Genomic DNA, 24,733 nt, shown 5'->3' on the forward strand with positions numbered 1-24,733 from the left:
AGAGCCTGACCGAAAAAAGGTGAGCGGCATTGGCGGGCCTGTGATTCCTTCGGATTTGCAAAGATTCGAGGGAGGACACCATGCCGTGGACCAAAGCCGCTCGTATCCAATATCAGCGCAGTGGGCTGCGTTACACAAGTGATCTGACCGATACAGAATGGGCGTTGATCGCCCGGAAGATGCCGCCGCGACGGCGATTGGGCCGGCCGCGGGAGGTCGATCTGCGCGAGATTGTGCAGGCGATCTTCTATATTCTGTCGAGCGGCTGCCAATGGCGAGCCTTGCCAAAGGAGTTCCCGCCATACTCGACGGTGCAGGGCTACTTTTACGCCTGGCGCGATACGGGTCGATGGCAGCAGATCGTCGAAGCCTTGGTTCGGAAGGCGCGGCGAAGACTCGGACGAAAGCCCAAACCGACAGCTGCCGTCATCGATAGTCAGACCGCATCGACGACGGAGGCCGGCGGGCCACGCGGATTCGACGCCGGCAAGCGCCTCCATGGGCGCAAGCGCCATATCGTTACCGACACCAACGGTCTCTTGCTGGCCGCCTATGTTCATCCCGCCAACATTCAGGACGTCCATGGCGCTGTACCCCTGTTGGAGGGCTTGCGAGCCCGCTTCCCAAAGCTTGAACATGTCTTCGCCGATCGGATTTATCGCGGCAAACAACTCCTCAACTCACTCTCGGACTGCGGCCAATGGACAATCGAGATCGTCGAGCGACCGGCCGGGGTCAAAGGCTTCCAGCTCCTACCCAGGCGCTGGGTCGTCGAGCGCACCTTTGCATGGTTCGGAAGATGTCGGCGCCTCTCCAAAGACTTCGAAGGCTCTGCCGCCACCGAACTCGCCTGGCTGCTCGCCGCCCATCTGAGGCTCTTAACTCGCCGTCTGGCCAGACCTTGAGGGTGTCTACCCTTTTTGAGTCAGGCTCTGAGGAGACCGCGAAGCGGTCGTCTCGAAGGACGAGGCGCTTGCTCAGCCCGTAGGATGGGTAGAGCGTCAGCGAAACCCATCAAACCGTCCGCCGATGATGAAGCAGGATGGGTTTCGCAAGGGTCAACCCATCCTACCCGGGCTGCTTCAAACGTGGCATAGGAATCATGCCCCTCCGCAAGGCGCCACATTTCATTGCAACTTTTTCCCGGCTTCATTGTTGACGAGCGGGAGCGAACGCGGAATGTGCCGCGGCTGGCTTGCCCTTGGCTCATTCTTATCGGGAGGCGATTGCATGAAGTGGCTTTGCTTGGTCGGCTTTGTGGCGGCAGCCGTTGCTTTAACACCCACATCTTCTGCTTCGGCGATGCCCGTTGCCAAGCCGGACGCACTGGGCGCGTCTCAGACTGACACCATCGAGGTCAAGGGCGGCCACGGACATGGCGGTGGCCACGGGTGGGGTCATCACGGCGGACGTGGTCATCATTACGGCTGGGGCAGAGGCCGAGGCCATCATTATGGCTGGCGGCACCATCACCACTGGTAAGCGTCACTATTGTCCCGAGATCGGAGTTGGGGACCGACGTCAATATGGACCGCGAAGCCCATCCGCGAGCTTGAGGACCAACCAAGCTCGTAAGATGGCTATAGCGTGAGCGAAACCCATCAAACCGTCCGCCGATGACGAAGCATGATGGGTTTCGCAACGGCTCAGCCCATCCTACGCGCTGCGAGCATCAGTGGGCATGCTCCGTCAGGGACGAACGCGAATGATCGTATTCCCCTTGCGTCGCCTGGTCGGGTTTAAGGCGGTGACCGCATCGTCGAAGATCGAGACGTTGCCGATGTTTGTCCGCAATCGTCCATCCCGCACCCGCTGGACGATCTCACTCAGTTGGGCACGATCGGCCTCGACGACAAAGTCGACCGCCAGGCCGTCGGAGGGGCGCGCCTCTGCGGGCCCGACGATGGTGACCAGTGTTCCTCCGGCTCGAATCAATCCTGCGGACCGCTTCTGGATGTCACCGCCGATGACATCGAACACCAAGTCGACTTTGCCGATGTCTTCCAGGGCATCGTTGTCGAGGTCGACGAACTCTTTCGCGCCGAAGTCGACAACTGTCTGCCGGTCGGCGGCACGTCCGGTGCCGATGACGTAGGCGCCGGCCTCTCGTGCGAGTTGCGTCACCATCGACCCGACTGCGCCGGCCGCGCCGTGTGCGAGGACGCTTTGCCCTGCCTGAAGGCGGCCGTGCTGGAACAGCCCTTGCCATGCGGTCAGGCCCGACACCGGCAGGCTGGCGCCCACCGTGAAGTCGACGTCGCCGGGGAGCGGCGCGAGATTGCGTGCCTCGATCGCCACATACTCGGCGAGCGTGCCGTCGCGATACCAGTCCGCGAGGCCAAACACCCGCTGTCCTACCGACAACCCCGTAGTGCCATATCCGAGAGCGGTGACCACTCCAGCCAACTCGTGCCCAGGGATCGATGGCGTTCGGTCGCGCTCGAGGCGATCGGTCCAGGTCGAGGGCCACGTCAGCTCGGTCGGAACAAATCCCGACGCATGAACCCGAACAACGACATCGTTTATCGATGCCTGCGGCTCGGGCCGGTCCACCAGCTTCATCCCGGCCGTTCCCGCGGCCCGTTCCGTTACAACGATCGCCTTCATGGGAATATCTCCTCGGTCATTGTCTCTTGATGCAACCGTTGCAGGCAGCGTAAGCACAACGGCTATCCACAAACTGCCGGGGCAGTGCGGAAGTGTCCGCGATCTGCGCTGTCTGCATGGACCAACTCGTCCTGAGACTACCGATCGGGTGCGCTTCGGTCGCGGTACTAGCAGCTAGATGCGTCGCGCCGGGTCATGAAACCAGTACCAGGATTGCAAATTCTGGCTGTACCAAGCGCATTCAAGCGGCGCTCAGATTGAGCTCGTAGATGGGCAGAGCGCCAGCGGCACCCATCGATCCGTCCGCCGATGATGAAGCAGGAAGGGTTTCGCAAGGGCTCAAAATCAAGACGACGATGCGATCCCTTGTTCCAACAACACTCTGGCTGCTTCGCGATTAGCCTCGACGATGGCGGGATCACGCGTTGACTGTGCGACGACGAGCGAGCCTTCGAAGAGCGACAGGATCTGGATCACGGCCCTTTCGGGTTTGCTCAATGACAAGGGCTCAACGAGTGACGCAACGAAGTCGTGCAATTTTGTAAAATACGCTGCGATGGTCGCCTCTACGCCCGGGGAGTTTGCCTCCGGGCCGAATTCGGCCATTCCTTTCGCGAACGGACAGCCGCGGAACGAAGGCGCAAGGAGCGGTTGTTCGAGTGCATCGAAAACAGCGAGAACGCGCTCCACTGGCGTGAGACCGGCTCGCTCGGTGGAGGTCGAAAGCATCTGAAACCAGACGGCGCTCTTGTAGCGCAGGTAGGTGGCGATGAGGTCGGCCTTCGAGGGAAAGTGCTTGTAGAACGTCATCTTGGCCACGCCGCTTTCGGCGATGATCCGGTCGATTCCGACAGAGTTGATGCTGAACCGGTAAAACAGGTCTGACGCCGTCTTCAAAATGCGCTCGCGCGGGGCGAGCGCATCGAGCGGTTGAATATCCACGTCCACGAAATCGAGCAGCGTGCCCATCGATCGTCCTTAACCGAGCCGTTTGCGTTACTGGACAGACTATTCTGTCAATCTAGGGATTGCAAAGACATACAGGTCTGTCTATAAGTCGGTCGTCCATTGGATTTGAGAGAAAGATCGTGAGATGAGCGGAAAAGTTGTGGTTGTGACGGGTGCAAGCAGTGGTTTTGGCAAACTCACCGCCTTGGAACTCGCAAAGCGGGGTCACACGGTGATTGCTACCATGCGCGATGTCGCGGGAAGAAATAGCCGTGTTCGTGACGAGCTTGTCGCAGCGGCAAAAGCTGAAGGGGGCGCGCTCCAGGTCCTCGAGATGGACGTCGCCGACGAACAATCCGTCAACGCCGCGATCGCAGATGTCATTCGACAGCACGGCAGGGTCGATGCCCTGGTCAACAACGCGGGAATGATGCCCGTCGGCGTCACGGAAGCCTATACGGTCAAGGATATCGAAGCGCAGTTCGCCGTGAACTTCTTCGGCGCCGTTCGCACCGATCGCGCCGTTCTGCCGCACATGCGGGCCGCCGGCAGCGGCGTCCTCGTCCATGTCACATCGCTCATGGGGCGGGTGGTCTTCCCGTTCTTCGGTGTCTATTCCGCCAGCAAGTTCGCGCTCGAAGCCCTCGCGGAAGCCTACCGCTACGAGCTTTCGAGCTTCGGCGTCGATTCGGTCATCGTCGAGCCAGGTCCGTTCCCGAGCAACCTTCTTCCAACCAGCCCTGAACCCTCCGACCACGCCGTGCTGAAAACCTATGGCGATGTCGCGGCGATCCCGGGTCAGATCAAGCAGCACTCTAACGATGGAAACGATCCGCAGAATCCGCCACAGCCCCAGCGCGTCGCGATTGCGATCGCGCAGCTGGTCGAGGCCACGGAACGGCGGCCGCTGCGGACGGTCGTGATGCCCGAAGGCATGGATTTCGGTGTCGAGCGGCTGAACGGGGCCGTCGCCCCGATTCAGAACGACCTCCTTCGCGCGCTCGGCATGGCGAGCATGATTTGACGGGAAGACGACGATGAGCACACCGCACCAGGGTTACCGCGATGGGCGGGCGAAGCGGCAGCATCCGTAGCGAGGATGGGGTCCTCTTTGCAGGCGGCTATGCCGCCTGCTTCGAAAATGCGGTGGTCCACGTTACCCGCAACTTGGTATTTGCCGTTGAGCTGGCCGGCCTATTCCGCCAGTTCGCGCATGACCTTGATGAGATCCGACTTGCCCTCGAAGCCGATGCCAGGAATGTCCGGCATGACGATGTGACCGTCCTGAACCCGGACCGAATCCGGGAAGCCACCGTAGGGCTGGAAGAGGTCCGGGTAGCTCTCGTTGCCGCCGAGCCCTAGACCGGCGGCGATGTTCAACGACATCTGGTGACCACCGTGCGGGATGCAGCGCGACGGCGACCAACCGTGTTGGGCTAGGACGTCCAGGGTCCGGAGATATTCGACGAGACCGTATGACAAGGCACAGTCGAACTGCAGCCAGTCGCGGTCCGGGCGCATGCCGCCGTAGCGGAGCAGGTTGCGAGCGTCCTGATGCGAAAACAGGTTCTCACCCGTGGCCATCGGACCGGGATAGAATTCGGCGACGGCGGCCTGGAGGGCGTAGTCGAGTGGATCGCCAATCTCCTCATACCAGAACAGCGGATACTGGCGCAGCATTTTGGCATAGGCGATGCCGGTCTCGAGATCGAAGCGACCGTTGGCATCGACGGCGAGCCTGGCCTGCGACCCGATTTCCTTGAGCACGGCCTCGATGCGGCCGCGGTCCTCGTCGATCGACGCGCCACCGATCTTCATCTTCACGACGTTGTAGCCGCGGTCCAGATAGCCGCGCATTTCTGCCTGCAATGCGGAGTTGTCCTTGCCGGGATAGTAGTAGCCGCCGGCTGCGTAGACGAAGACCCGCGGGTTGGCCTCCTTGCCCTTCATTTCGGCCAGCAGGCGAAAAAGTGGCTTGCCGGCGATTTTTGCGGTCGCATCCCAGATCGCCATATCGAGCGTTCCGACGGCGACGGAACGTTCGCCGTGACCGCCGGGCTTCTCGTTCGACATCATCTTCGCCCAGATGCGATGCGGATCCAGATTGGTACCGTCGTCGTTCAGCAGGCTGACGGGTTCGGCTTCCAGAATGCGGTCGCGAAAGCGCTCCCGGATCAGTCCACCCTGACCGTAGCGGCCGTTCGAATTGAAGCCGTAGCCGATCACTCGCCGCCCGTCGCGGAAGACGTCGGTTACGACGGCGACCAGGCTGGACGTCATCTTCGAGAAATCGATGTAGGCATTCCGGATCGGTGACGAGATTGGCTTGGTCGCCTCGACGACATCTACGATACGCATGGCATTCTCCGTTTTGAGTTGCTGACTCGGATTAATGGGTTGCCTCGGGAAGTTCGTATTCGCCCGTGATGGGCTCCTTGCCATGAAGGCGCATGGCCTCCGCGGCCTGCTTCTGGTCAAAGGCGCCGTCCCATTTGGCGATCGCGATCGTCGCGATCCCGTTGCCGATCAGGTTGGTCACGGCGCGGGCTTCGTTCATGAAGCGATCGACGCCGAGCAGTAGAACAAGCCCGGCTACGGGAACGGTGTGGATCGAAGAGAGAGTCGCGGCGAGCGTTACGAATCCCGCGCCAGCGACGCCAGCGGATCCCTTCGACGTCAGGAGAAGCACGCCCAGCAGAACAATCTGGTCGCCGAAGGAAAGATCGGTGTTGGTCGCCTGGGCTACGAAGATGGCGGCCATGGAAAGGTAGATCGACGTGCCGTCGGCATTGAACGTGTAGCCGGTGGGCAGCACCATGCCGACGACGGTCTTGTCGCAACCGAGCCGTTCGAGCTTGACCAGCATCTGCGGCATCACCGCTTCGGTCGAGCAGGTGCCCAGGACGATGAGGATCTCGTCCTTGAAGTAACGGAAGAACTGCGGCAGCGAAAAACCGGCCCACGTCGCGATGCCGCCGAGCACCACGACGACGAAGAGGATGGTGGTGACGTAGACACCGAGCATCAGATAGCCCAGCGACCAGAGCGTCGCGATTCCGTACTTCCCGATCGTGAACGCGACCCCGGCCCCGGCTCCTAGCGGGGCAAGGCGCATCACCATGGCCACGATCCGGAACAGGGCGTGCAGCAGGATGTCGATCACGTTCACCAGCGGCTTGCCGTAATCGCCGAGTTGAACCATGGCGACGCCCATCAGCACCGAAACCAGGATGACCTGCAGCATCATTCCCTTGGCGAAGGCCTCCACGATCGTGGTCGGGATGATGTCGAGTAGGAACTGCACGAAACCGTGGTTGCCGTCAGCGGCCTTTACGTAGGCGGAGATCGATCCCGCATCGATGTGGCTGGCGTCGATGTTCATGCCAACGCCTGGCTTGATCACATTGACGACGACCAGGCCGATTACCAAGGCCAGTGTCGAGACGACCTCGAAGTAGATCAGCGACTTGACACCGATCCGGCCGACTTCCTTGATGTCGCTCATCTTGGCTATGCCGACGACGACCGTACCGAAGATGATCGGCGACAGCAGCATCTTGATCAGTTTGATGAAGCCGTCGGCGAGCGGCTGAAGGCTCGTCCCGACCTGAGGCCAGAGATAGCCGACCATACCGCCGAGCAGGATGGCAAGGAGGACCTGCACATACAGTTCACTCAAGAGTCCAAATGATGGCGCTTTTCTCAATGTTTTCTCCCTGATGGCTGCGCTGTGCTGGGCCTTGGGCCGGCCTCTGTAGCTGCTTGGAAAGGGCCGCTCCGGTGTCTGGAACGACTTCCGTGCTGCTGCGGTGTTGTGTAGCCTGCAGTGATCCGTAGGCTTCAGGCGGGGAGAAGGCTAATGCTGTTGCCGAGAATAGTTATGCCGTTTCGGCATTACCGATGGAACTAATCTGGTTCGAGGACTATCTGGCTCTCTCTGAGACATTGAGCTTCTCCAAGGCGGCCGAAGCCCGTCGCGTCACCCAGCCGGCCTTCAGCCGGCGGATCCGGGCATTGGAGGACTGGGTGGGGGCGCCGCTATTCCTTCGCACGACGCACAGCGTGACGCTCACGCCCGCCGGCGAGCATTTCCACACCCAGGCAGAAATCCTGACCAGAGCGCTTCATCAATTGCGCCGCGAGACCCTCGAAGTGGCCGGACGGGGCGCGGGACCGCTGTCGATCGCGGCGACGCACGTACTGTCGTTCACGTTCTTTCCGAAGTGGGTCCGGAGCAGCGAGAAGATCCTCGCCTTGGGCAATCTCAATCTCGTTTCCGATAGCATGCTGGCGTGCGAGCGGATGATGCTCCGGGGCGACGTGTCGTTCTTGTTGTGCCACTATCACCGCAGCATGGGCAGCCGGCTCGATACCAGGCAATTCAAGAGCATCGTCGTGGGTGCCGACACGCTCCTTCCGCTCAGCGCAGCGGGCGGCGGCCGGAAGCCGCGGTGGTCGCTGCAGAGCGACGAGACCATCCCCTACTTGGCCTACAGCCCGCAGTCAGGGCTGGGCCGCATCGTCGCAAGTCAGTTGGCGAAAAGGGACCTGAAGAAGATCTTCACGTCGCATCTCGCCGCGACGCTGCTATCGATGGTCAGGTCCGGACACGGTGTCGCCTGGCTTCCTCGAACGTTGGCCGAGGACGACATCAAGGCGGGTTCGCTAGTCGGGGCCGGCGATGCCAAGTCCGTGATACCGATCGAGATACGGCTCTTTCGCCCGGCAGCACGACAGAGTCACGAAGTTGAAGCTCTGTGGTCGGCCTTCGAACCTGCAGAGGTCGGCTGAAGAAATAGTCGGCTGCCATGGTGACTACCACGCGCACGGTCTTCCGACGCCGAAACACACTAGATGCAGGTCAAGGAATGGCACCGAAAAATTTTCTGATTGACCGAATTCGTAGATTCGGGTAAACCGCAAGGCGTCTCGGCCCGCTAAAAAGGGCGTTTCGCGATCGTCACGATACGTGGGCCGGGATGCGATGGACGCGGTAGCGCCGGCGCGTGACGGGATGGCGGGGCGGGCTACGCCTGTGAGCCATTACGATCCGCGCGAACGACCCGGCGCGGTCACAGCGTTTCTTTTCGGCTTCGGGGGCGAGCACGCGCGAGCTTCCGGATGTCCGGGGAGGGACGTCCGCGGACGGCAAAAGCGTGTGGTCCTGACGCCCGGGGTCTGTGCGTCAAGGCTTGCGGTGATGTGAGCTGCCCGACCGGGTGCGCGCATCGATCATCCGCAAGGCGACGGGGGCAATAGTGCATCGCTCCCCGGGGAGAGCGCGCCATAAGCCGTAAAACCATTGCGCAGGGAAGGCCGGGATGTCCCGGCGTCACCTGTGGTCACCCCGCGTGCGTTCCTCGCGTGCGGACCCTGGGTGCCAGCCGGCGCCCGGCCTTCCCTGCGCCCTTTCTTCTCGACGAGGGCGAAACCGGACAGCAAACCTCGGGCGCCCGCGCCGCGAGACCGCGAAGGTGTGTGCGCGTCCGTCGGCAAGGCGCATTTTCTCCCGTGATCGGTGATGTTGCCGCGCCGCCCCCAACTTCATCTTGCGCTGCGGCAAAAAACTTGCACACTCGGTTGAGCCGGGCAGCCAAGCGAGCTCGAACCAGGGAGCGAGCCATGTCCCTCCAGACATTACCATCCGATGCCGCCGAGCAGCGCCCCAACCGCCCCGAGGATGTCCAGGCGCTGGAGGCGGATGCGCGGCTGCGGGACGACATCCGCCTGCTCGGGCGCATCCTTGGCGATACGGTGCGCGACCAGGAGGGCGCCGAATTGTTCGACCTGGTCGAGCGCATCAGGCAGACCTCGATCCGGTTCCACCGCGACGAGGACCGGCTCGCCCGCCGCGAGCTCGAGCAGATCCTCGACAGCATGTCGACCTCGGAGACGGTGCGGATCGTCCGCGCCTTCAGCTATTTCTCGCACCTCGCCAACATCGCCGAAGACCAGAACAACATCCGCCAGATGCGCGCCAACAAGGGGGGCGGCACCGGCGTGCTGGCCGAGACGCTCGCCCATGCCAGGGCGGCGGGCATCGGCCCCGAGGCCTTGCGCAACTTCTTCAAGAGCGCGCTGGTCAGCCCGGTCCTGACCGCGCATCCGACCGAGGTCCGCCGCAAGAGCACGATGGACCGCGAGATGGAGGTCGCAGCCCTGCTCGATCGCCGCGAGCGCGTCGCGCTGACCGCCGACGAGGCTGCCGCCAGCGACGAGCAGCTCCGCCGCGAGGTGCTGACGCTGTGGCAGACCAATCTGCTGCGCCGGACCAAGCTCACCGTGCTCGACGAGGTCGCCAACGGCCTGTCGTTCTACGATTACACTTTTCTCCGCGAGGTGCCGCGGCTGGTCAATGCGCTGGAGGACCGGCTGGAGGAGGGCGGCGAGCAGGCGGCGGGCGAACTCGCTTCGTTCCTGCGCATGGGAAGCTGGATCGGCGGCGACCGCGACGGCAATCCCTTCGTCACCGCCGACGTGATGCGCGGCACGCTGCGGCTGCAGTCGAGCCGCGTCATGCAGTTCTATCTCGAAGAGCTGCACGTGCTCGGCTCCGAGCTTTCGATCGCAGCGCATCTCGCCGACGTGTCCGAGGAGTTGCGCACGCTGGCGGAGCGCTCGCCCGATACCTCGCCGCACCGGAGCGGCGAGCCTTATCGCCTCGCGGTCTCCGGCATCTATGCGCGCCTCACCGCCACGGCCGAAATGCTCGAGGTCGAGATCACGCGCCGGCCGGTGGGCAAGGGCAGGCCTTACGAGAGCGTCAGCGAGCTCCAGGCCGATCTCGACGTGCTGCACCGCTCGCTGATCTCCAACAACGCCCGCGTCATCGCCCGCGGCCGGCTGCGGCTGCTGCGGCGCGCTGTGGACTGCTTTGGATTCCACCTGGCCCGGCTCGACATCCGCCAGAACTCCGCCGTGCACGAGCGCACCATCGCCGAGCTGATGGACGCCGCTAGCCCCGGTACGTCCTATCTCGCACTCGGCGAAGATGCCCGTATTTCGCTGCTCACCAACGAGTTGCGCAGCACGCGCTCGCTGGTGTCGCCGTTCGTCAAGTACAGCGACGAGACGATGGGCGAGCTCAACGTCTTCCATGCCGCCGCGGAGGCGCATGCGAAGTTCGGCTCGGACGCCATCCCCCAATGCATTATCTCGATGTGCAAGGGCATGTCCGACATGCTCGAGGTCGCGGTGCTCTTGAAGGAGGTCGGCCTCGTCCATCCCTCCGGGCGCAGCGCCATCAACATCGTGCCGCTGTTCGAGACCATCGAGGATTTGCAGGCCTCCAGCGCCATCATGGACCGCATGCTCTCGCTGCATGATTACCGCCGCCTGGTCGACAGCCGCCGCGGCGTGCAGGAGGTCATGCTCGGCTATTCCGACTCGAACAAGGATGGCGGCTTCGTCACCTCGGGCTGGGAGCTCTACAAGGCCGAGATCGGCCTCGTCGACGTATTCGAGCGCCATGGCGTGCGGCTGCGTCTGTTCCACGGCCGCGGCGGTTCGGTCGGCCGCGGCGGCGGCCCGAGCTACGATGCCATCATCGCCCAGCCCGGCGGCGCGGTGAACGGCCAGATCCGCATCACCGAGCAGGGCGAGATCATCTCGTCGAAATATTCCAACGCCGAAGTCGGCCGCAACAATCTGGAGATCCTTGCTGCCGCGACGCTGGAAGCAAGCCTTCTGCATCCGCGCCAGAGCGCGCCGCGGCGCGAATATCTGACCGCGATGGACGAGCTCTCAAATCTCGCCTTCAAGGCCTATCGCGGCCTCGTCTACGAGACCGACGGCTTCGTCGATTATTTCTGGGCGTCTACCGTCATCAACGAGATCGCGACACTCAACATCGGCAGCCGTCCGGCCTCGCGCAAGAAGACCCGCGCGATCGAGGATCTTCGCGCGATCCCCTGGGTGTTCTCGTGGGCGCAATGCCGCCTGATGCTGCCCGGCTGGTACGGCTTTGGCAGCGCGGTCGAGCAGTGGATCGCGGAGCATCCCGACAAGGGCATGCCGTTCCTGAAAGAGCTCTACAAGGAATGGCCGTTCTTCCGCATGCTGCTCTCGAACATGGACATGGTGCTGGCCAAGAGCTCGATCGCGATCGCCTCGCGCTATGCCGAGCTCGTGCCGGACGAGGCGCTCCGCGAAAAAATCTTTGGCCGCATCCGCCGCGAATGGCATTCCTGCATCGAGACGCTGCTGGACATCATGGGCCAGGATCGGCTGCTGCAGGGCAACCCGCTGCTGGAACGCTCGGTGCGCCACCGCTTCCCCTATCTCGATCCGCTCAACCACGTGCAGGTCGAACTGCTGAAAGAGCATCGCGCGCAGAACCCGGACGAGCAGGTGCTGCGCGGGATTCAGCTGACGATCAACGGGATCTCGGCAGGGTTGAGGAATACGGGGTAGGGCGACGCGGCCGCCACCCCCTCAGCCGTCATGCCCGGGCAAAAGCGCGAAGCGCGTCTTCACACAAGTGTCCCGGGCATCCACGTTCTTCGCACGCGGCAATTCGTGGATGGCCGGGACAAGCCCGGCCATGACGCGGAGAGAGCGGAGCCGCCTCAACAGAAATGCGCGCCTTGCGTCTCCACATACACCGCATAGAGCGACTGGCTCGCGGTCATGAACAGGCGGTTGCGCTTCTTGCCGCCGAAGCAGACATTGGCACAGGTCTCGGGAAGCAGGATCTGCCCGATGCGCGCGCCGTCGTTGGGCGCGAACACCTGTACGCCGTCGTAGCCGGGGCCGACCCAGCCGGCGCCGACCCAGATGTTACCCTCGGTGTCGACGCGCAGTCCGTCCGGGAAGCCTGACTTGCCGTCCAGCTTCATGTCGATCAGCTTCTTCGGGTTCGACAGTTTTGGGCCGTCGATGTCGTAGGACCACACCACGTTCTCGGCTTGCGGGTAATGCGTGATGCCGGTGTCGCACACATAGAGCTTCTTGTAGTCGTGACTGAAAGCGATGCCGTTCGGCTTGAACGGCTCGTCGGCGACCTTCGCGACTTGTCCGGTCTGGGTGTCGAGGCGATAGACCGCTTCCTTCTGGAAGGGCTGCAGCGAGCCGGTATTGGCGAGCTTGCCTTCGTAGATGCTGATCGCGCCGTAGCCGGGATCGGTGAACCAGATCGCCTTGTCGTTGGGATGCACCACCATGTCGTTCGGCCCGTTGAGCGGCTTGCCACCCGCCTGCTCGGCCAGCGTCGTCACCGAACCGTCGTGCTCGTAGCGGACGAGCCGGGTGCGCTCGGCGCTGAGCTGGCGTCCCTCGGTGTCGAAAGAGTTGCCGTTGGCTTCGTTCGACGGCTTGTGGAACTGCTCGGAGATGTGTCCGTCGTCGTCGAGGTAGCGAAGCTGCCGGTTGGCGGGGATGTCGCTCCAGACCAGATATTGTCCTTGCGCATTCCACGCCGGCCCTTCCGCCCACAGGCAGCCGGTATAGAGCCGCTTGATTGCGGTGTTGCCGACCTTGGCCTTGAAGCGCTTGGGATCGATGGCGACGATATCCGGGTCGGGATAGCGCTGCGGCTCGGCACTGGCGCCGAAGTCGCGGGCGTCCGCGCGTGAGGCGAGCAGGGCAGATGCAGCCACCGTTGCGGCGCCCTTGAGGAGCGTGCGGCGGCCGAGGCCGCCACGCCCGCTTGAAGTCGTGTCGTCGGAGTTGGTCAGTATTCTTGTCATGGTTTCCTCCCAAAGTTGTGTTGGGAGGCCACCATCCGCCTGCAATTTGGCGTAAAGCGGAGCGATCTCCGGACTAGACAACCGGAGATCGCAGGGCAGGAATGCCGGAAGTGCGGCTAGACGGGATGCTTACACGGGATCCCAGGGGAAGATGTCCGCGGAACGGTCGAGCTTGTAGAACGAGCCCTTCAGCGCCGGCATGCCGTGTTCCGCGATCGATTGCGGCGTCCAGCCTTCGCTCCGATGCACCGAGCGCAGCGGACGGTTCTGGCTGAACAGGAACAGCTCGTTCATGCGTGCGCCGAAGATCTGTCCGCTGACGTCCTTGGCGGCATCGGAGAGCAGATAGGCGCAGATCGGCGCGATTTTCTCCGGTCCCATCTGCTTGATCTTCTCGACGCGCGCCTTCTCGGCTTCGGTCTCGGTCGGGATGGTGCCGATCATGCGGGTCCAGGCGAACGGCGAGACGCAGTTGGAACGAACGTTGAAGCGGCCCATGTCGAGCGCAATCGACTTCGACAGGCCGACGATGCCGAGCTTGGCGGCAGCGTAGTTGGCTTGTCCAAAGTTGCCGATCAGGCCGGAGGTCGAGGTGAAGTGCACGAAGGAGCCGCTTTCCTGCTCGCGAAACAGCCGCGCCGCGGCGTGGCTGACGTAGAACGAACCCATCAAATGCACCTTGATGACCGCCTCGAACGCTTCCACGCTCATCTTGTGAAAGATCATGTCGCGCAGGATGCCGGCATTGTTGACGACGCCGTCGAGCCGGCCGAAATGATCGGTCGCGGTCTTGACGATCTTGCTCGCGGGGATGGCTTCGGCCACCGATTCGAAATTGGGGACCGCGGTGCCGCCGCGCTTCTTGATCTCCTCGACCACTTCCTCGGCGGGCGATGCGCTTGAACCGGCGCCGTCAGAGGCCCCGCCGGGATCGTTGACGACGACCTTGGCGCCTTCGCCAGCGCAAAGCAGCGCGATCTCCCGCCCGATGCCGCGGCCTGCGCCGGTGACGATGATGACCTTGTCTTGCAGTGATTTCGTCATGTGGGTGTCTCCTGTTTTGCCCGTCATTCCGGGATGGTGCGAAGCACCAGACCCGGAATCTAGAGATTCCGGGTTCGCGCTGCGCGCGCCCCGGAATGACGGTGCACTACCTCTCGTTCGTAAACACGATCGTGCCCGACGCGGCGAACATGCCGCCGACGCCGTGGCACACCGAAATCTTCGCGTTCGGCACCTGCGCCGGCGCAATGCCGCGCATCTGTCGGACGCTCTCCTGGAGCGCGTACATGCCGTACATGCCCGAATGCATGTAGGACAGTCCGCCGCCATTGGTGTTGAGCGGAAGCTTGGCCCCAGGCCGCGTGTTGCCGTCGGCGATGAACTTGCCGGTCTCCTCATGCGGCATGAAGCCGAGATCGCCGAGGCCGAACAGGGGCAGATGCGCAAAAGCGTCGTAGATCATGAGATGGTCGACGTCCTTGTGCGCGATGCCGGCTTCCCTGAACGCCAGCGGCCCCGCGGTCTTGAACGCACGCGAGGAGTTGAACGTCTCCATCTGGCTGACCATCGGCGTCTCCACGCTCTCGCCGGTCCCCATGATGTAGACCGGCTTGCGCGGAAAATCCCTGGCGCGGTCCGCCGAGGTCAGGATCAGCGCGCCGCCGCCGTCGGTGACGAGGCAGCATTGCAGCAGGCGGAACGGATAGGCGATCATGCGCGAGTTGAGGACGTCTGCGACCGTGATCGGATCCTTCATCATCGCGCGCGGATTCTTCGCCGCCCATTCCCGCTGCACCACCGCGACCGCGGCGAGCTGCTCGTGCGTGATGCCATAGGTCTTCATGAAGCGCAGTACGGGGATCGGGAACATGCTGGGCGGGCCGTAGACGCCGAACGGCGCCTCGAACTGGCCTTGCAGGCTGTCGGCGGGGATCGAGCGGGGTGCCTTGCCGATCATCGACTTGCCGCTCTCGGCATGGGTAATCAGCACGGTCTTGCACAGGCCGGCCTCGAGCGCCGCGGCGGCATGGCGGACATGCAACATGAAGGAGCAGCCGCCGACCGAGGTGCCGTCCACCCAGGTCGGCTTGATGCCGAGATAGTGGCAGACCTGCTGCGGCGTTTCGACCGCGGTGGCGAAGCCGTCGATGTCCGACAGCTTCAGTCCGGCATCGGCGATCGCATTGAGCGCCGCGTCGGCGTGAAGCTGGAGCTGCGACACGTTGGGGATGATTCCGAGCTCGGTGGTCTCGGCGGCGCCGACGACGGCAACCTGGTTGCTGCGCATGGTCTATCCCTTCGCCGGGCGGAACACGGGGAGGGTGATCTTGTCGTCGAGCGCCTCGAAGGCGACCTCGAGCTTCATATCGAGTTCGAGCGCCTTCGGCGTCTGCGGGCAGTCGATGATGTTGCTCATCATCCGCGGGCCCTCGTCGAGCTCGACCACCGCGATCGCGTAAGGCGGCGTGAAGCCGGGCGCGGCGGGACGATGGTTGATCACGTAGCTGTAGAGGAAGCCCTTGCCGCTCGCCTTGAAGATGCTGACCTTGCGCGAGGCGCAGGACGGGCAGAACGGGCGTGGCGGGAAATAGACATGCGCGCAGGCGTCGCAGCGCTGCAGACGCAATTCGCCCGCCTTGGTGCCGTCCCAGAAATGCTGGGTCTCCGGCGTCGGTTTTGGTCGCGCGCGCTGCGGTTCGGCCATGTCGGCGGCTCCTCCCAAGGGCAAATCTTGATAAGGCGGGGCTTCACCCCCGTCTGTTTCGATCTTGATGCGACAATCGACCATGGCGCGTCAACGGTCCAGCAATGCGCATGCATGCCATCATGCGCACAATGCTTGTGTCGAACTGAGGCAGCGCTATACATTGCGCGCAAATATTCCGTGAGACAGACATGCCCGATTTTCCGACACTGACGAAGCTTGCCGAAGACCTCGAAAGTGGCCGCACCACCTCCCGCAAGCTGGTCGAGGCCTGCATCGCCAAAATCGCCGATCCGGCCGGCGAGGGGCAGCGTGCCTTCATCCATGTCGACAAGGACGCCGCGCTCGCGGCGGCGGATGCGATGGACGGTTTGCGCAAGGTGAAGGCTGCGCCGTCGCGCTACGCCGGTATCCCGGTCTCGATCAAGGATCTCTTCGACATCAAGGGCCAGGTGACGCGCGCCGGCTCCCGCGCGCTCGACGATTCCTCGCCGGCCGAACAGGATGCCCCCACGGTGGCGCGGCTGCGCAAGGCGGGCTTCGTCGTGATCGGGCGCACCAACATGACCGAGTTCGCCTATTCCGGCATCGGCATCAATCCGCATTACGGCACGCCGAAGGGCGCCTGGAACCGGGCCGAGGGCCACGTGCCCGGCGGTTCGTCCTCGGGCGCCGCGGTCTCCGTGCTCGACGGCATGGCGCATGGCGCGCTCGGCACCGACACCGGCGGCTCCTGCCGGATTCCGGCGGCCTATAACGGCATCGTCGGCTACAAGCCGACGCAGCGGCGCGTGCCGCTCGACGGGGCTGTGCCGCTGTCGTTCTCGCTCGACAGCATAGGGCCGCTGGCACGATCGGTCAGTTGTTGTGCCGTACTCGATGCGGTGCTCGCGAACGAGCCGATCGCCCCGCTGAAGCCTCGCCCGGTCAAGGGCATGCGGCTTGCGGTGCCGACCACGATTGCGCTCGACGACCTCGACGCGGCTGTGGCCGGGACGTTCGAGCGTGCGCTCAAAAGCCTTGCCGATCACGGTGCGATCATCGAGCGCATCGAGATGGCCGAATTCCACGACATCGGACCGATGAACGCCAAGGGCGGCTTCGCCGCCTCCGAAAGCTACGCCTGGCATCGCTACCTCCTCACGTCCAAGGGCGACGTCTACGACCCCAGAGTCTCCGTGCGCATCATGCGCGGCGAGGCGCAGAGCGCGGCGGACTACATCGATCTTCTCCACGAGCGCCGCTCGCTGATCGCCCGCGTCAATGCGCGCATCGCGCCCTATGACGCGCTGGTGCTGCCGACCACCGCCAACACGCCGCCGACAATTTCGGATCTTGCCGACGACAAGGCGTTCACCAGGGAAAACCTGCGGGCGCTCCGCAATTGCACCCTGATCAACATGATCGACGGCTGCGCCATCTCGCTGCCTGCGCATCGCGAAGGTGAGATTCCCGTCGGCCTGATGCTGGCGGGCGCGGGCGGATCGGACCGCCGTATCTTTGAACTTGCTGCCGGCATGGAGGCCGTAATTCGTGTTTGACCTGACTTTCACCGTCGACGCCCAGGACACCACCACGCCGCTGACGCTGGCGATCGACCAGATGGTCATCGCCGGCTGGACCGGCCGCGACGCGATCGCGCGCGACAAGCACATCGACGAGCTTGAGGCCATGGGCATCGCCCGGCCGGCCTCGACGCCGATCTACTATCGCGCCTCGGCCCGGCGGCTGACCATGGAAGATCGCATCGAATGCTGCGGCGGCGACTCCTCCGGCGAGGTCGAGTTCGTGCTGATCGGCTGGCAGGGCCGCATTTTCGTCGGCTGCGGCTCCGACCACACCGACCGCAAGGTCGAGGCCTACAACGTCACCGTCTCCAAGCAGATGTGCGACAAGCCGATCGCATCCACGCTATGGGAGCTTGAGGACGTCATCGGCCACTGGGACAGGATAATCCTGCGCTCCTACGCCCTCATCAAGGGCGAGCGCGTGCTCTACCAGGAGGGCACGCTGGACGCGATGCTGCCGGTCGCCGACCTCATCGCGCGCGGCTTTGAGGGTGGAAAATTCCCCGACGGCTGCGCCATGTTCGGCGGCACCTTTGCCGCCAAGGGCGGCATCCGCCCCGCCGACCGGTTCGAATTCGAGCTGGAAGACCCCGTGCTGAAGCGGACGATCAAGCACGGCTACGATGTGGTGACGCTGCCGGTGAGGGGTTAGCTCCCTCCCCACCGTCATTGCGAGCGAAGCTCTCTCCGCCGTCATTGCGAGGAGCCCTTGCGACGAAGCAATCCAGGCTCGTTCCGCGGAAAGACTCTGGATTGCTTCGCTTCGCTCGCAATGACGGGAGAGAGGCGGAAATCGGGTGGCAGAGAGCGGGGCGGTCTTGCGAAAGTCAGAGCCATGACAGCAACAGCACGGAAATCAGCCCCACCCGCCCTCAACCTCGCCGCCCACGTCGAATCCCTCGACTGGCCCCAAATCACCGCCGAACTCGACACCCAGGGCTGCGCCGTCCTGAAGGGCCTGCTCACGCCGGATCAATGCCGCGCCGTCGCCGCGCTCTATCCCGACGACGCGCACTTCCGCAGCCGCATCGTCATGGGCCGCCACGGCTTTGGCCGCGGCGAGTATAAATATTTCTCCTATCCGCTGCCCGATCTGATCGCACAGTTGCGCCCGGCGCTCTACGCGCATCTCCAGGCCGTCGCCAATCGCTGGAACGAGGCGATGGGGATCGACATCCGCTACCCCGCCGAACAGGCGGCGTTCCTGAAGCGCTGCCACGAGGCTGGGCAGGCGCGGCCGACGCCGCTGTTGCTGCAATACGAGGCGGGCGACTTCAATTGCCTGCATCAGGATCTCTATGGCGAGCACGTATTCCCGCTGCAGGTCGCGATCCTCCTGTCCGAGCCCGGTCGCGATTTCAGCGGCGGCGAGTTCGTGCTGACGGAGCAGCGCCCGCGCATGCAGTCCCGCGCCGAGGTGGTGCCGCTCGCGCAGGGCGATGCGGTCGCCTTCGCTGTGCATCACCGCCCGGTGCAGGGGACGCGCGGCACTTACCGCGTTAATCTGCGCCATGGTGTCAGCCGGATCAGGTCCGGCCAGCGCCACACGCTGGGTGTGATCTTTCATGATGCCAAATGAGCGCTGCGATTGACGGCTGATCTGTTCGACAATGTCGCCGAAGCCCAGCCGTCGCGCGAGGAGATCGCCGACGGCGCCGTGCTGCTGCGCGGCTTCGTCAAGCCGATCGAGAGCGAGCTGATCGAAGCGGTGCGCGCCATCGTGGCGGAGTCGCCGTTCCGCCGCATGACCACGCCCGGCGGTCATTTGATGTCGGTGGCCATGACCAATTGCGGCGAGCGTGGCTGGATCACCGATCACACTGGCTATCGCTATGATCCCATCGATCCGCGGACCGGCGCGCCGTGGCCCGCAATGCCGCCCGTGCTCCGCGATCTCGCCCGCCGCGCAGCGGAGCAGGGCGGCTTTACAGGTTTCGCGCCCGATGCATGCCTCGTCAATCGCTACGAGCCCGGCACGCGGCTGTCGCTGCATCAGGACAAGGACGAGCTGGATTATTCGGCGCCGATCGTCTCGGTCTCGCTCGGCCTGCCCGCGACCTTCCTGTTCGGCGGCATGGCGCGCAGCGACAAGCCGCGGCGCTTCCGGCTGGTTCATGGCGACGTCGTGGTCTGGGGCGGCACTAGCAGGCTGGCCTATCACGGTGTGGCGCCGCTCGCCGACGGCGAGCATGCGCTGCTGGGCCGGAAACGGATCAATTTGACGTTCCGAAAGGTCCGCTGACGCGTTTCCTCACAGCCCTCGCTCGTCTAAGCTCTCGGCGGGGGAAACGGCGACATGACGACAACACAGCTCTCGGCCGGCACCGGGTCGGCCAACCGCACCGGCGTTTATCTCGCGGTGCTCCAGCTGGTGTTCACGCTGGGCTGGACGACCTACGTCGTCTATCTGCCGAAGCTCGCCGCCGAGGTTGGCATCGCGCCGTCAGCCGTCATCTTCATCCTGATGCTGGATCAGGCGATCTTCACCGTTGCCGACACCGCGATGGGGATAGCAGCCGACAAGGTCGCGCCCTATGTCGGCAGGCTTGGCCTGTTCGTCGGGCTCGTGGCCGCGGTCTCCTGCGGCGCGTTCGTCGCGCTGCCCTTCGTCGCAGGAGCCGGTGCTGCCGCGCAAGGCTGGTTCATCGCGCTGATCGTGGTGTGGTCGATCACGTCCTCCGCATTGCGCGCGCCGCCGCTGACCCTACTGGGAAAATACCGCGCCAGGCCGCAGGTGCCGTTTCTTGCGGCGCTCGCGATGCTCGGCTATGGCGTCGCCGGCGCGGTCTCGCCCTATCTCGGTGTGGTGATGCGCGAGCACGATGCCCGGCTGCCGTTCGTGATCTCCAGCGTCGTGCTTCTGCTCACGGCGCTGGGGCTGTCGCGGATCGAGCACGATGTCGCGCGCGACACGTCGCCGCCCACGCCCGACGAGGCGGCAAAGCCGCTCGGCATGACGTCCATTATTTTCATCGTCGCGATGGTCGCGCTGGCGCTCGGCTATCAGCTGCACTTTGCCATGAACAGCGCGCCGTTCTATTTGCGCTTTGCCAAGCCCGACGAGCTGCCATGGCTGATGCCGGTGTTCTGGATCGGCTTCAACATCGCGATGTTTCCGGCGAGCCTCGTCGTCAAGCATCGCGGCGGCCTGATTGTGATGGGCGCGGCCGGATTGCTTGGAGCGGTCGCGATCGCTGTGGCCGAATTCGCCGGCAGCCTCAACACGCTGATCGCCGCGCAGTTTCTCGCCGGAGCCGCGTGGGGTTGCATGCTGATGAGCGCGATCTCGGCTGCGCTCGCCATAGGCTCGACCGGTGCGGAAGGAAAGGTCACCGGCCTCGTCTTCTCTGCGCTGGCGCTTGGCACCTTCGCGCGAATGGCGGCGGTCGCCGGCGGCCTGCAGAAGATGCCGGACTACGCGCCGCTGCTGCACTGGGCACCGGTCGCCTGCTGGTCGGTCGCAGGCGCCGGCTTGCTTGTGATCGCGGCCGCGCGGCTACAGGGCCGTGTCCGCCTCACGGCTTCGGCGGGTGAATGAACGCCCAGGGGCTGACTTCCGAGTCCCGCGTCACTTCCACCGAGATCAGATACGGCCCGCCATGGGCCAGCGCCTTCTCCATCGCCGCCTTGAACTGGTCCGGCGCGGTGACGCGCGCGGATGCGACACCAAAGGACTCCGCGAGCTTGACGAAATCCGGGTTGACCAGATCGGACGCCACCACGCGGCCGTCGAAGCGCTCGCGCTGGTCGCGGCGGACATTGCCGTAGGCGTTGTTGTTGAACACCAGCGTCACCACGCCGATGTTGAACTGCACGGCGGTGGAGAGTTCCTGCACGCCGAACATGAAGCCGCCGTCGCCGGTGATCGCCACCACCGGCTTGTCGGGATTGGCGACCTTGGCCCCGAGCGCGGTCGGGAAGCCCGAGCCGAGCGTACCCTGATAGCCGGAGGTAATGAAGGTGCGGGGCTCGTAGATCGGAAAGCCGTACCAGGATGCGAAACCGAACTGGGACAATTCATCTGTCACGATCGCGTTCGCCGGCAGCACCTCGCGCAGGATGTTGAGATACGCCATCTGCGGCTGGATGCGCTGGATCTCGGCTTGCGCCGATCCGGTGGCCTCGCGGATGTCTCCCCGCCGGCCACTCGTCCTGGCATAGCCGGCCTTCTTCACGGCCGCGACGAGATCGGCCGTGCCGGCCTTGGCGTCAGCGACGATAGCGACATCGGAGGCGAGCCGGCGCATCTCGGCCGGATCGATATCGATACGAATGGATTTCAGCCCCTTCGGCTGATACGGCCAGCGGAAGCCCGATGCCGGCAGTTCGGCGCGCGTGCCGATTGCGATCATCAGATCGGTCGTCGGCCACAGCTTGTAGGCCGCCGCCATCGTCAGCCCGAGCTCATGCGCGTTGGAGACGATGCCGCGGCCACTGCGGAAGGCGACGACGGGCGCGTCGATCATTTCGGCGAGCTCGAGAATCTCCTCGCGCGCTTCGATCGCGCCGCTGCCGACGAAGATCATCGGCGCCTTGCTGTTCCTGGTCAGCGCGGCCGCCTGCTTGATCATATCGGGGTCGGGCTGCGGCGCCGGCAAAGGCTCCAGCACTTTTGCGGCGGCCGTATCCGCGCGCTGGGTGAAGACGTCCCAGGGCATCTCGACCGAGGCGGGGCCACGCCGTCCGGACGTCATCTCCTGGAAGGCGCGCGCGACGGTGGTCGGCGCGTTGCCGGGATATTCGATGCGATCTGCCCATTTCACATAGGTGCGCAGCGTCGCGAGCTGGTCCGGCATCTCGTGCAGATGGCCGCGGCCCTTGCCCAGAAATTGCGTCGGCACCTGGCCGGTGACGCATAGCACCGGCTCGTTGCAGCCGAAGGCGGTGAGCAGCGCGGCGCTGGCGTTGAGCACGCCGGGACCGGGCACCACGCTGAACACGCCGGGCTTGCCGCTGGAGCGCGCATAGCCGAACGCCATGTAGCCGCAGGCCTGCTCGTGCCGCGCGCCGATCACCTTGAGCTGGGCCTGGTGGAAGGCGTCGAACAGGCCGTAGACCTGCGCGCCGGGCAGGCCGAATACGGTGTCGACGCCATGGGCGACAAGGCCGCTTACGATCGCTTCGCCGCCGGTGAGGGTGGTCATGGCACTATTCCATTTCAATCGTTGTTCAGGCTTCGTCGACGACGCCGTTGCGCAAGCTTCCGATGCCCTCGGCTTCGATCTCGACGACATCGCCGGGCTTCAGATAACGCGGCGGGTCGAACCGCGCACCGGCACCGGTCGGCGTGCCCGTCACAATGATGTCACCGGGGACCAGCGTTGCGAAGGTCGAGATATAGCTGATGAGATAGCGGAACGGGAACATCAATCGGCTTGTGCGGTCGTCCTGCCGCAGCTCGCCGTTGACATGCGTGGTGAGGCGGATGTCGGCGATCTGCGACTCCTGTGCGTAGGGCACCAGCCACGGGCCGAGGCTGCCGCTGGAATCGAAGTTCTTGCCCTGCGTGACGTTGAACTTGGCATGGCGCAGCCAGTCGCGCACCGAGCCTTCGTTGCAGAGCGTCAGCGCGGCGATGTGATCGAGCGCGGTGCTTTCGGCAATGTGCCGGCCGGCCTTGCCAATCACCAGCACGATCTCGCCCTCATAGTCGAGCTGCGCGGAGGCGCGCGGGCGCACCAGCGGCGTGTCGTGGCCGACGAAGGAGCGCGGCGAGCGCATGAACATGCTCGGATATTTCGGCGCGTCCTGGCCGTCCTTGTACTCGGCATTGCGGTCGGGATAGTTGACGCCGATGCAGATGATCTTTTCCGGCGCGGGCACCGGCGGCAGCCAGATGATGTCACCGAGTGCGTGATCGGGCGTGCGGCCGGCGGCCTCTTCGGCGAGACTCGCGAGCTTTCCTGCCGCGATCACCTCGCGCAGCGTCGGATAGTCCTTGGCGTGGCGCGCGGAGAGATCGACAAGGCCGCCGTCGACGACGGCGCCGTACTTCGTTGCACCCCTGACGGAATAGGTGGCGAGGCGAGGGAGGCTCATGACAGTATTCCTTGTCGTCCCGGCGAAGGCCGGGACCCATACCCCCGAATGTTGCTTGGGGCAGGTGGGTCGACGATCTCTTCAACAACCAAGGCCTGTGGTTATGGGTCCCGGCCTTCGCCGGGACGACAGCTTGAGAGTTTCCGACCACAAGCATCAATCCGCCACCAGCACGTCGGCCACGAACTTCGGCTCACGCACGGCTTGCCCTGAGAACGGCGAGCCCTGCTCGAACCAGGAGCGCGGGGCAGGCGCGCCCCACAATGTCTGGCGGCGCGGATCGCGCAGCGACCAGCGCAACGGCTCGTGGTCGTGATCGCCGGTGAAATAGTCGCTGGTATAGAGTTCGAGCCGGTGTCCATCGGGATCGCGGACGTAGAGGAAGAACGCATTCGAGATGCCGTGGCGGCCCGGACCACGCTCGATGTTCTTCACGAAGCCCTGCGAGGCCATGACGTCGCAGAGGTGGATGATGTTCATCGCCGTCGGCGTCCAGTAGGCGAAGTGGTGCAGCCGCGGGCCCTTGCCGTTGGTAATCGCAAAATCGTGGACATTGCCCTTGCGATGCATCCAGGCAGCAGCGATGCGCCCGTTCGGCCCGTCCTCCTCGGCGTATTCGGTGAGACGGAAGCCGAGGCGGGCATAGAACTCAACGGTGTCCTGCACCTCGGCGGCGAAGACGTTGAAATGGTCGAGCCGCTGCGGGTGGCAGCCCCTGTAGAGGTCGTAGCGGCGCAGCAGATGTGGCCGCCGGTCCATCGACGCATACAGCTCGATCTGGAAGCCGAAGGGGTCGGTGAACTGCAGCGTGCGGCCCTGGAACGGCTGGTCGACGAAGGCGTAGCCAAGGCCGTTCTCGGATAGGAACGCGGCAGCCTTGTCGAGATCCTTCTCGTTGCCGACCTTGAAGCCGAGACGGTTGCAGGCGGGACCGGCGGCTTTCCGCAGCACCAGCGAGTGATGCTGATGCTCTTCAGAAGCGCGCAAGTAAACGACTTCGTCGTCGGCGTCCTCGACATGCAGGCCGACGGTACCCTCGTAGAACGCGCGGCTGAGCTTCAGGTCGGTCACGTCGAGCACGACGTGACTCGAGCGGATGATGTTGAACGGCGGCTCGAAGACGTGTTGCGGTACGGGCATTGCGTTTCCCCTCTCTAGACCCCGTCATTCCCCGTTGG

At 64.1% G+C, this 24,733-nt stretch carries 20 protein-coding genes; 9 read left to right on the forward strand and 11 right to left on the reverse strand.

Annotated elements, in window-relative coordinates; all coding sequences use genetic code 11:
- Nucleotides 1-80: 80 nt before the first annotated feature.
- On the forward strand, nucleotides 81-905 hold the full coding sequence (locus JQ591_RS00005) for an IS5 family transposase (RefSeq protein ID WP_211393993.1): 825 nt from the start codon (nucleotides 81-83) through the stop codon (nucleotides 903-905).
- 784 nt (nucleotides 906-1,689) lie between these two features.
- Here the strand turns inward: JQ591_RS00005 and JQ591_RS00010 are convergent.
- The gene (locus JQ591_RS00010; protein ID WP_211393994.1) at nucleotides 1,690-2,607 is read right to left on the reverse strand and encodes an NADP-dependent oxidoreductase; all 918 of its coding nucleotides are present in this window, start codon (nucleotides 2,605-2,607) and stop codon (nucleotides 1,690-1,692) included.
- Between the two features lie 345 nt (nucleotides 2,608-2,952).
- Nucleotides 2,953-3,576, reverse strand: coding sequence for a TetR/AcrR family transcriptional regulator (locus JQ591_RS00015; protein ID WP_211393995.1), 624 nt, complete (start codon nucleotides 3,574-3,576; stop codon nucleotides 2,953-2,955).
- A gap of 124 nt (nucleotides 3,577-3,700) precedes the next feature.
- Here JQ591_RS00015 and JQ591_RS00020 point away from each other — a divergent pair, with 124 nt between their 5' ends.
- Nucleotides 3,701-4,579, forward strand: a complete 879-nt coding sequence (locus JQ591_RS00020; RefSeq protein WP_211393996.1) for an SDR family oxidoreductase — start codon at nucleotides 3,701-3,703, stop codon at nucleotides 4,577-4,579.
- 170 nt (nucleotides 4,580-4,749) lie between these two features.
- Here JQ591_RS00020 and JQ591_RS00025 read toward each other — a convergent pair whose 3' ends face one another.
- Nucleotides 4,750-5,913, reverse strand: a complete 1,164-nt coding sequence (locus JQ591_RS00025) for a mandelate racemase/muconate lactonizing enzyme family protein (protein ID WP_211393997.1) — start codon at nucleotides 5,911-5,913, stop codon at nucleotides 4,750-4,752.
- A 31-nt stretch (nucleotides 5,914-5,944) separates the two neighbouring features.
- Nucleotides 5,945-7,234: a C4-dicarboxylate transporter DctA gene (gene dctA / locus JQ591_RS00030; protein WP_211393998.1), complete on the reverse strand. Its 1,290-nt coding sequence runs from the start codon at nucleotides 7,232-7,234 to the stop codon at nucleotides 5,945-5,947.
- A gap of 221 nt (nucleotides 7,235-7,455) precedes the next feature.
- On the opposite strand from dctA, the gene JQ591_RS00035 reads away from it, so the two are divergent.
- Together JQ591_RS00035 and ppc are read left to right on the forward strand one after the other, a co-directional pair.
- Nucleotides 7,456-8,346, forward strand: a complete 891-nt coding sequence (locus JQ591_RS00035) for a LysR family transcriptional regulator (protein WP_211393999.1) — start codon at nucleotides 7,456-7,458, stop codon at nucleotides 8,344-8,346.
- A gap of 831 nt (nucleotides 8,347-9,177) precedes the next feature.
- Nucleotides 9,178-11,967, forward strand: coding sequence for a phosphoenolpyruvate carboxylase (gene ppc / locus JQ591_RS00040; protein WP_211394000.1), 2,790 nt, complete (start codon nucleotides 9,178-9,180; stop codon nucleotides 11,965-11,967).
- A 155-nt stretch (nucleotides 11,968-12,122) separates the two neighbouring features.
- Here ppc and JQ591_RS00045 read toward each other — a convergent pair whose 3' ends face one another.
- From JQ591_RS00045 to JQ591_RS00060, 4 genes are all read right to left on the reverse strand, one after another.
- On the reverse strand, nucleotides 12,123-13,241 hold the full coding sequence (locus JQ591_RS00045; RefSeq protein WP_211394001.1) for an SMP-30/gluconolactonase/LRE family protein: 1,119 nt from the start codon (nucleotides 13,239-13,241) through the stop codon (nucleotides 12,123-12,125).
- A 129-nt stretch (nucleotides 13,242-13,370) separates the two neighbouring features.
- Nucleotides 13,371-14,285 carry an SDR family oxidoreductase gene (locus JQ591_RS00050; RefSeq protein ID WP_211394002.1) on the reverse strand — a complete coding sequence of 305 codons (915 nt, stop codon included), beginning with the start codon at nucleotides 14,283-14,285 and terminating at the stop codon, nucleotides 13,371-13,373.
- Between the two features lie 106 nt (nucleotides 14,286-14,391).
- The gene (locus tag JQ591_RS00055; protein WP_211394003.1) at nucleotides 14,392-15,531 is read right to left on the reverse strand and encodes a thiolase C-terminal domain-containing protein; all 1,140 of its coding nucleotides are present in this window, start codon (nucleotides 15,529-15,531) and stop codon (nucleotides 14,392-14,394) included.
- A 3-nt stretch (nucleotides 15,532-15,534) separates the two neighbouring features.
- Nucleotides 15,535-15,948, reverse strand: coding sequence for a Zn-ribbon domain-containing OB-fold protein (locus tag JQ591_RS00060; protein WP_211394004.1), 414 nt, complete (start codon nucleotides 15,946-15,948; stop codon nucleotides 15,535-15,537).
- 191 nt (nucleotides 15,949-16,139) lie between these two features.
- On the opposite strand from JQ591_RS00060, the gene JQ591_RS00065 reads away from it, so the two are divergent.
- From JQ591_RS00065 to JQ591_RS00085, 5 genes are all read left to right on the forward strand, one after another.
- A complete protein-coding gene (locus tag JQ591_RS00065; RefSeq protein ID WP_211394005.1) occupies nucleotides 16,140-17,489 on the forward strand; it encodes an amidase in 1,350 nt (449 codons plus the stop codon).
- On the forward strand, nucleotides 17,482-18,168 hold the full coding sequence (locus JQ591_RS00070; protein ID WP_211394006.1) for a DUF2848 domain-containing protein: 687 nt from the start codon (nucleotides 17,482-17,484) through the stop codon (nucleotides 18,166-18,168). Before JQ591_RS00065 ends, JQ591_RS00070 begins: the two co-directional genes overlap by 8 nt.
- A 183-nt stretch (nucleotides 18,169-18,351) precedes the next feature.
- Complete coding sequence (locus tag JQ591_RS00075; protein ID WP_211394007.1) at nucleotides 18,352-19,095, forward strand: 2OG-Fe(II) oxygenase; 744 nt, start codon at nucleotides 18,352-18,354, stop codon at nucleotides 19,093-19,095.
- A 9-nt stretch (nucleotides 19,096-19,104) separates the two neighbouring features.
- Nucleotides 19,105-19,758 (forward strand): DNA oxidative demethylase AlkB, encoded by a 654-nt coding sequence (gene alkB, locus JQ591_RS00080; protein WP_211394008.1) that lies wholly within the window; start codon nucleotides 19,105-19,107, stop codon nucleotides 19,756-19,758.
- A gap of 54 nt (nucleotides 19,759-19,812) precedes the next feature.
- A complete protein-coding gene (locus JQ591_RS00085; protein ID WP_211394009.1) occupies nucleotides 19,813-21,054 on the forward strand; it encodes an MFS transporter in 1,242 nt (413 codons plus the stop codon).
- On the opposite strand, the gene JQ591_RS00090 is transcribed toward JQ591_RS00085, so the two are convergent.
- From JQ591_RS00090 to hpaD, 3 genes are all read right to left on the reverse strand, one after another.
- A complete protein-coding gene (locus JQ591_RS00090) occupies nucleotides 21,032-22,660 on the reverse strand; it encodes a thiamine pyrophosphate-dependent enzyme (protein WP_211394010.1) in 1,629 nt (542 codons plus the stop codon). The two genes, JQ591_RS00085 and JQ591_RS00090, sit on opposite strands and share 23 nt — an antisense overlap.
- Nucleotides 22,661-22,685: 25 nt before the next feature.
- Nucleotides 22,686-23,555 (reverse strand): fumarylacetoacetate hydrolase family protein, encoded by an 870-nt coding sequence (locus tag JQ591_RS00095; RefSeq protein ID WP_211394011.1) that lies wholly within the window; start codon nucleotides 23,553-23,555, stop codon nucleotides 22,686-22,688.
- 156 nt (nucleotides 23,556-23,711) lie between these two features.
- Nucleotides 23,712-24,695 carry a 3,4-dihydroxyphenylacetate 2,3-dioxygenase gene (gene hpaD, locus JQ591_RS00100; protein ID WP_211394012.1) on the reverse strand — a complete coding sequence of 328 codons (984 nt, stop codon included), beginning with the start codon at nucleotides 24,693-24,695 and terminating at the stop codon, nucleotides 23,712-23,714.
- Between the last annotated feature and the right edge of the window lie 38 nt (nucleotides 24,696-24,733).

Source organism: Bradyrhizobium canariense (assembly GCF_018130465.1).
In the GTDB taxonomy this organism is placed as follows: Bacteria; Pseudomonadota; Alphaproteobacteria; order Rhizobiales; family Xanthobacteraceae; genus Bradyrhizobium; species Bradyrhizobium canariense_C.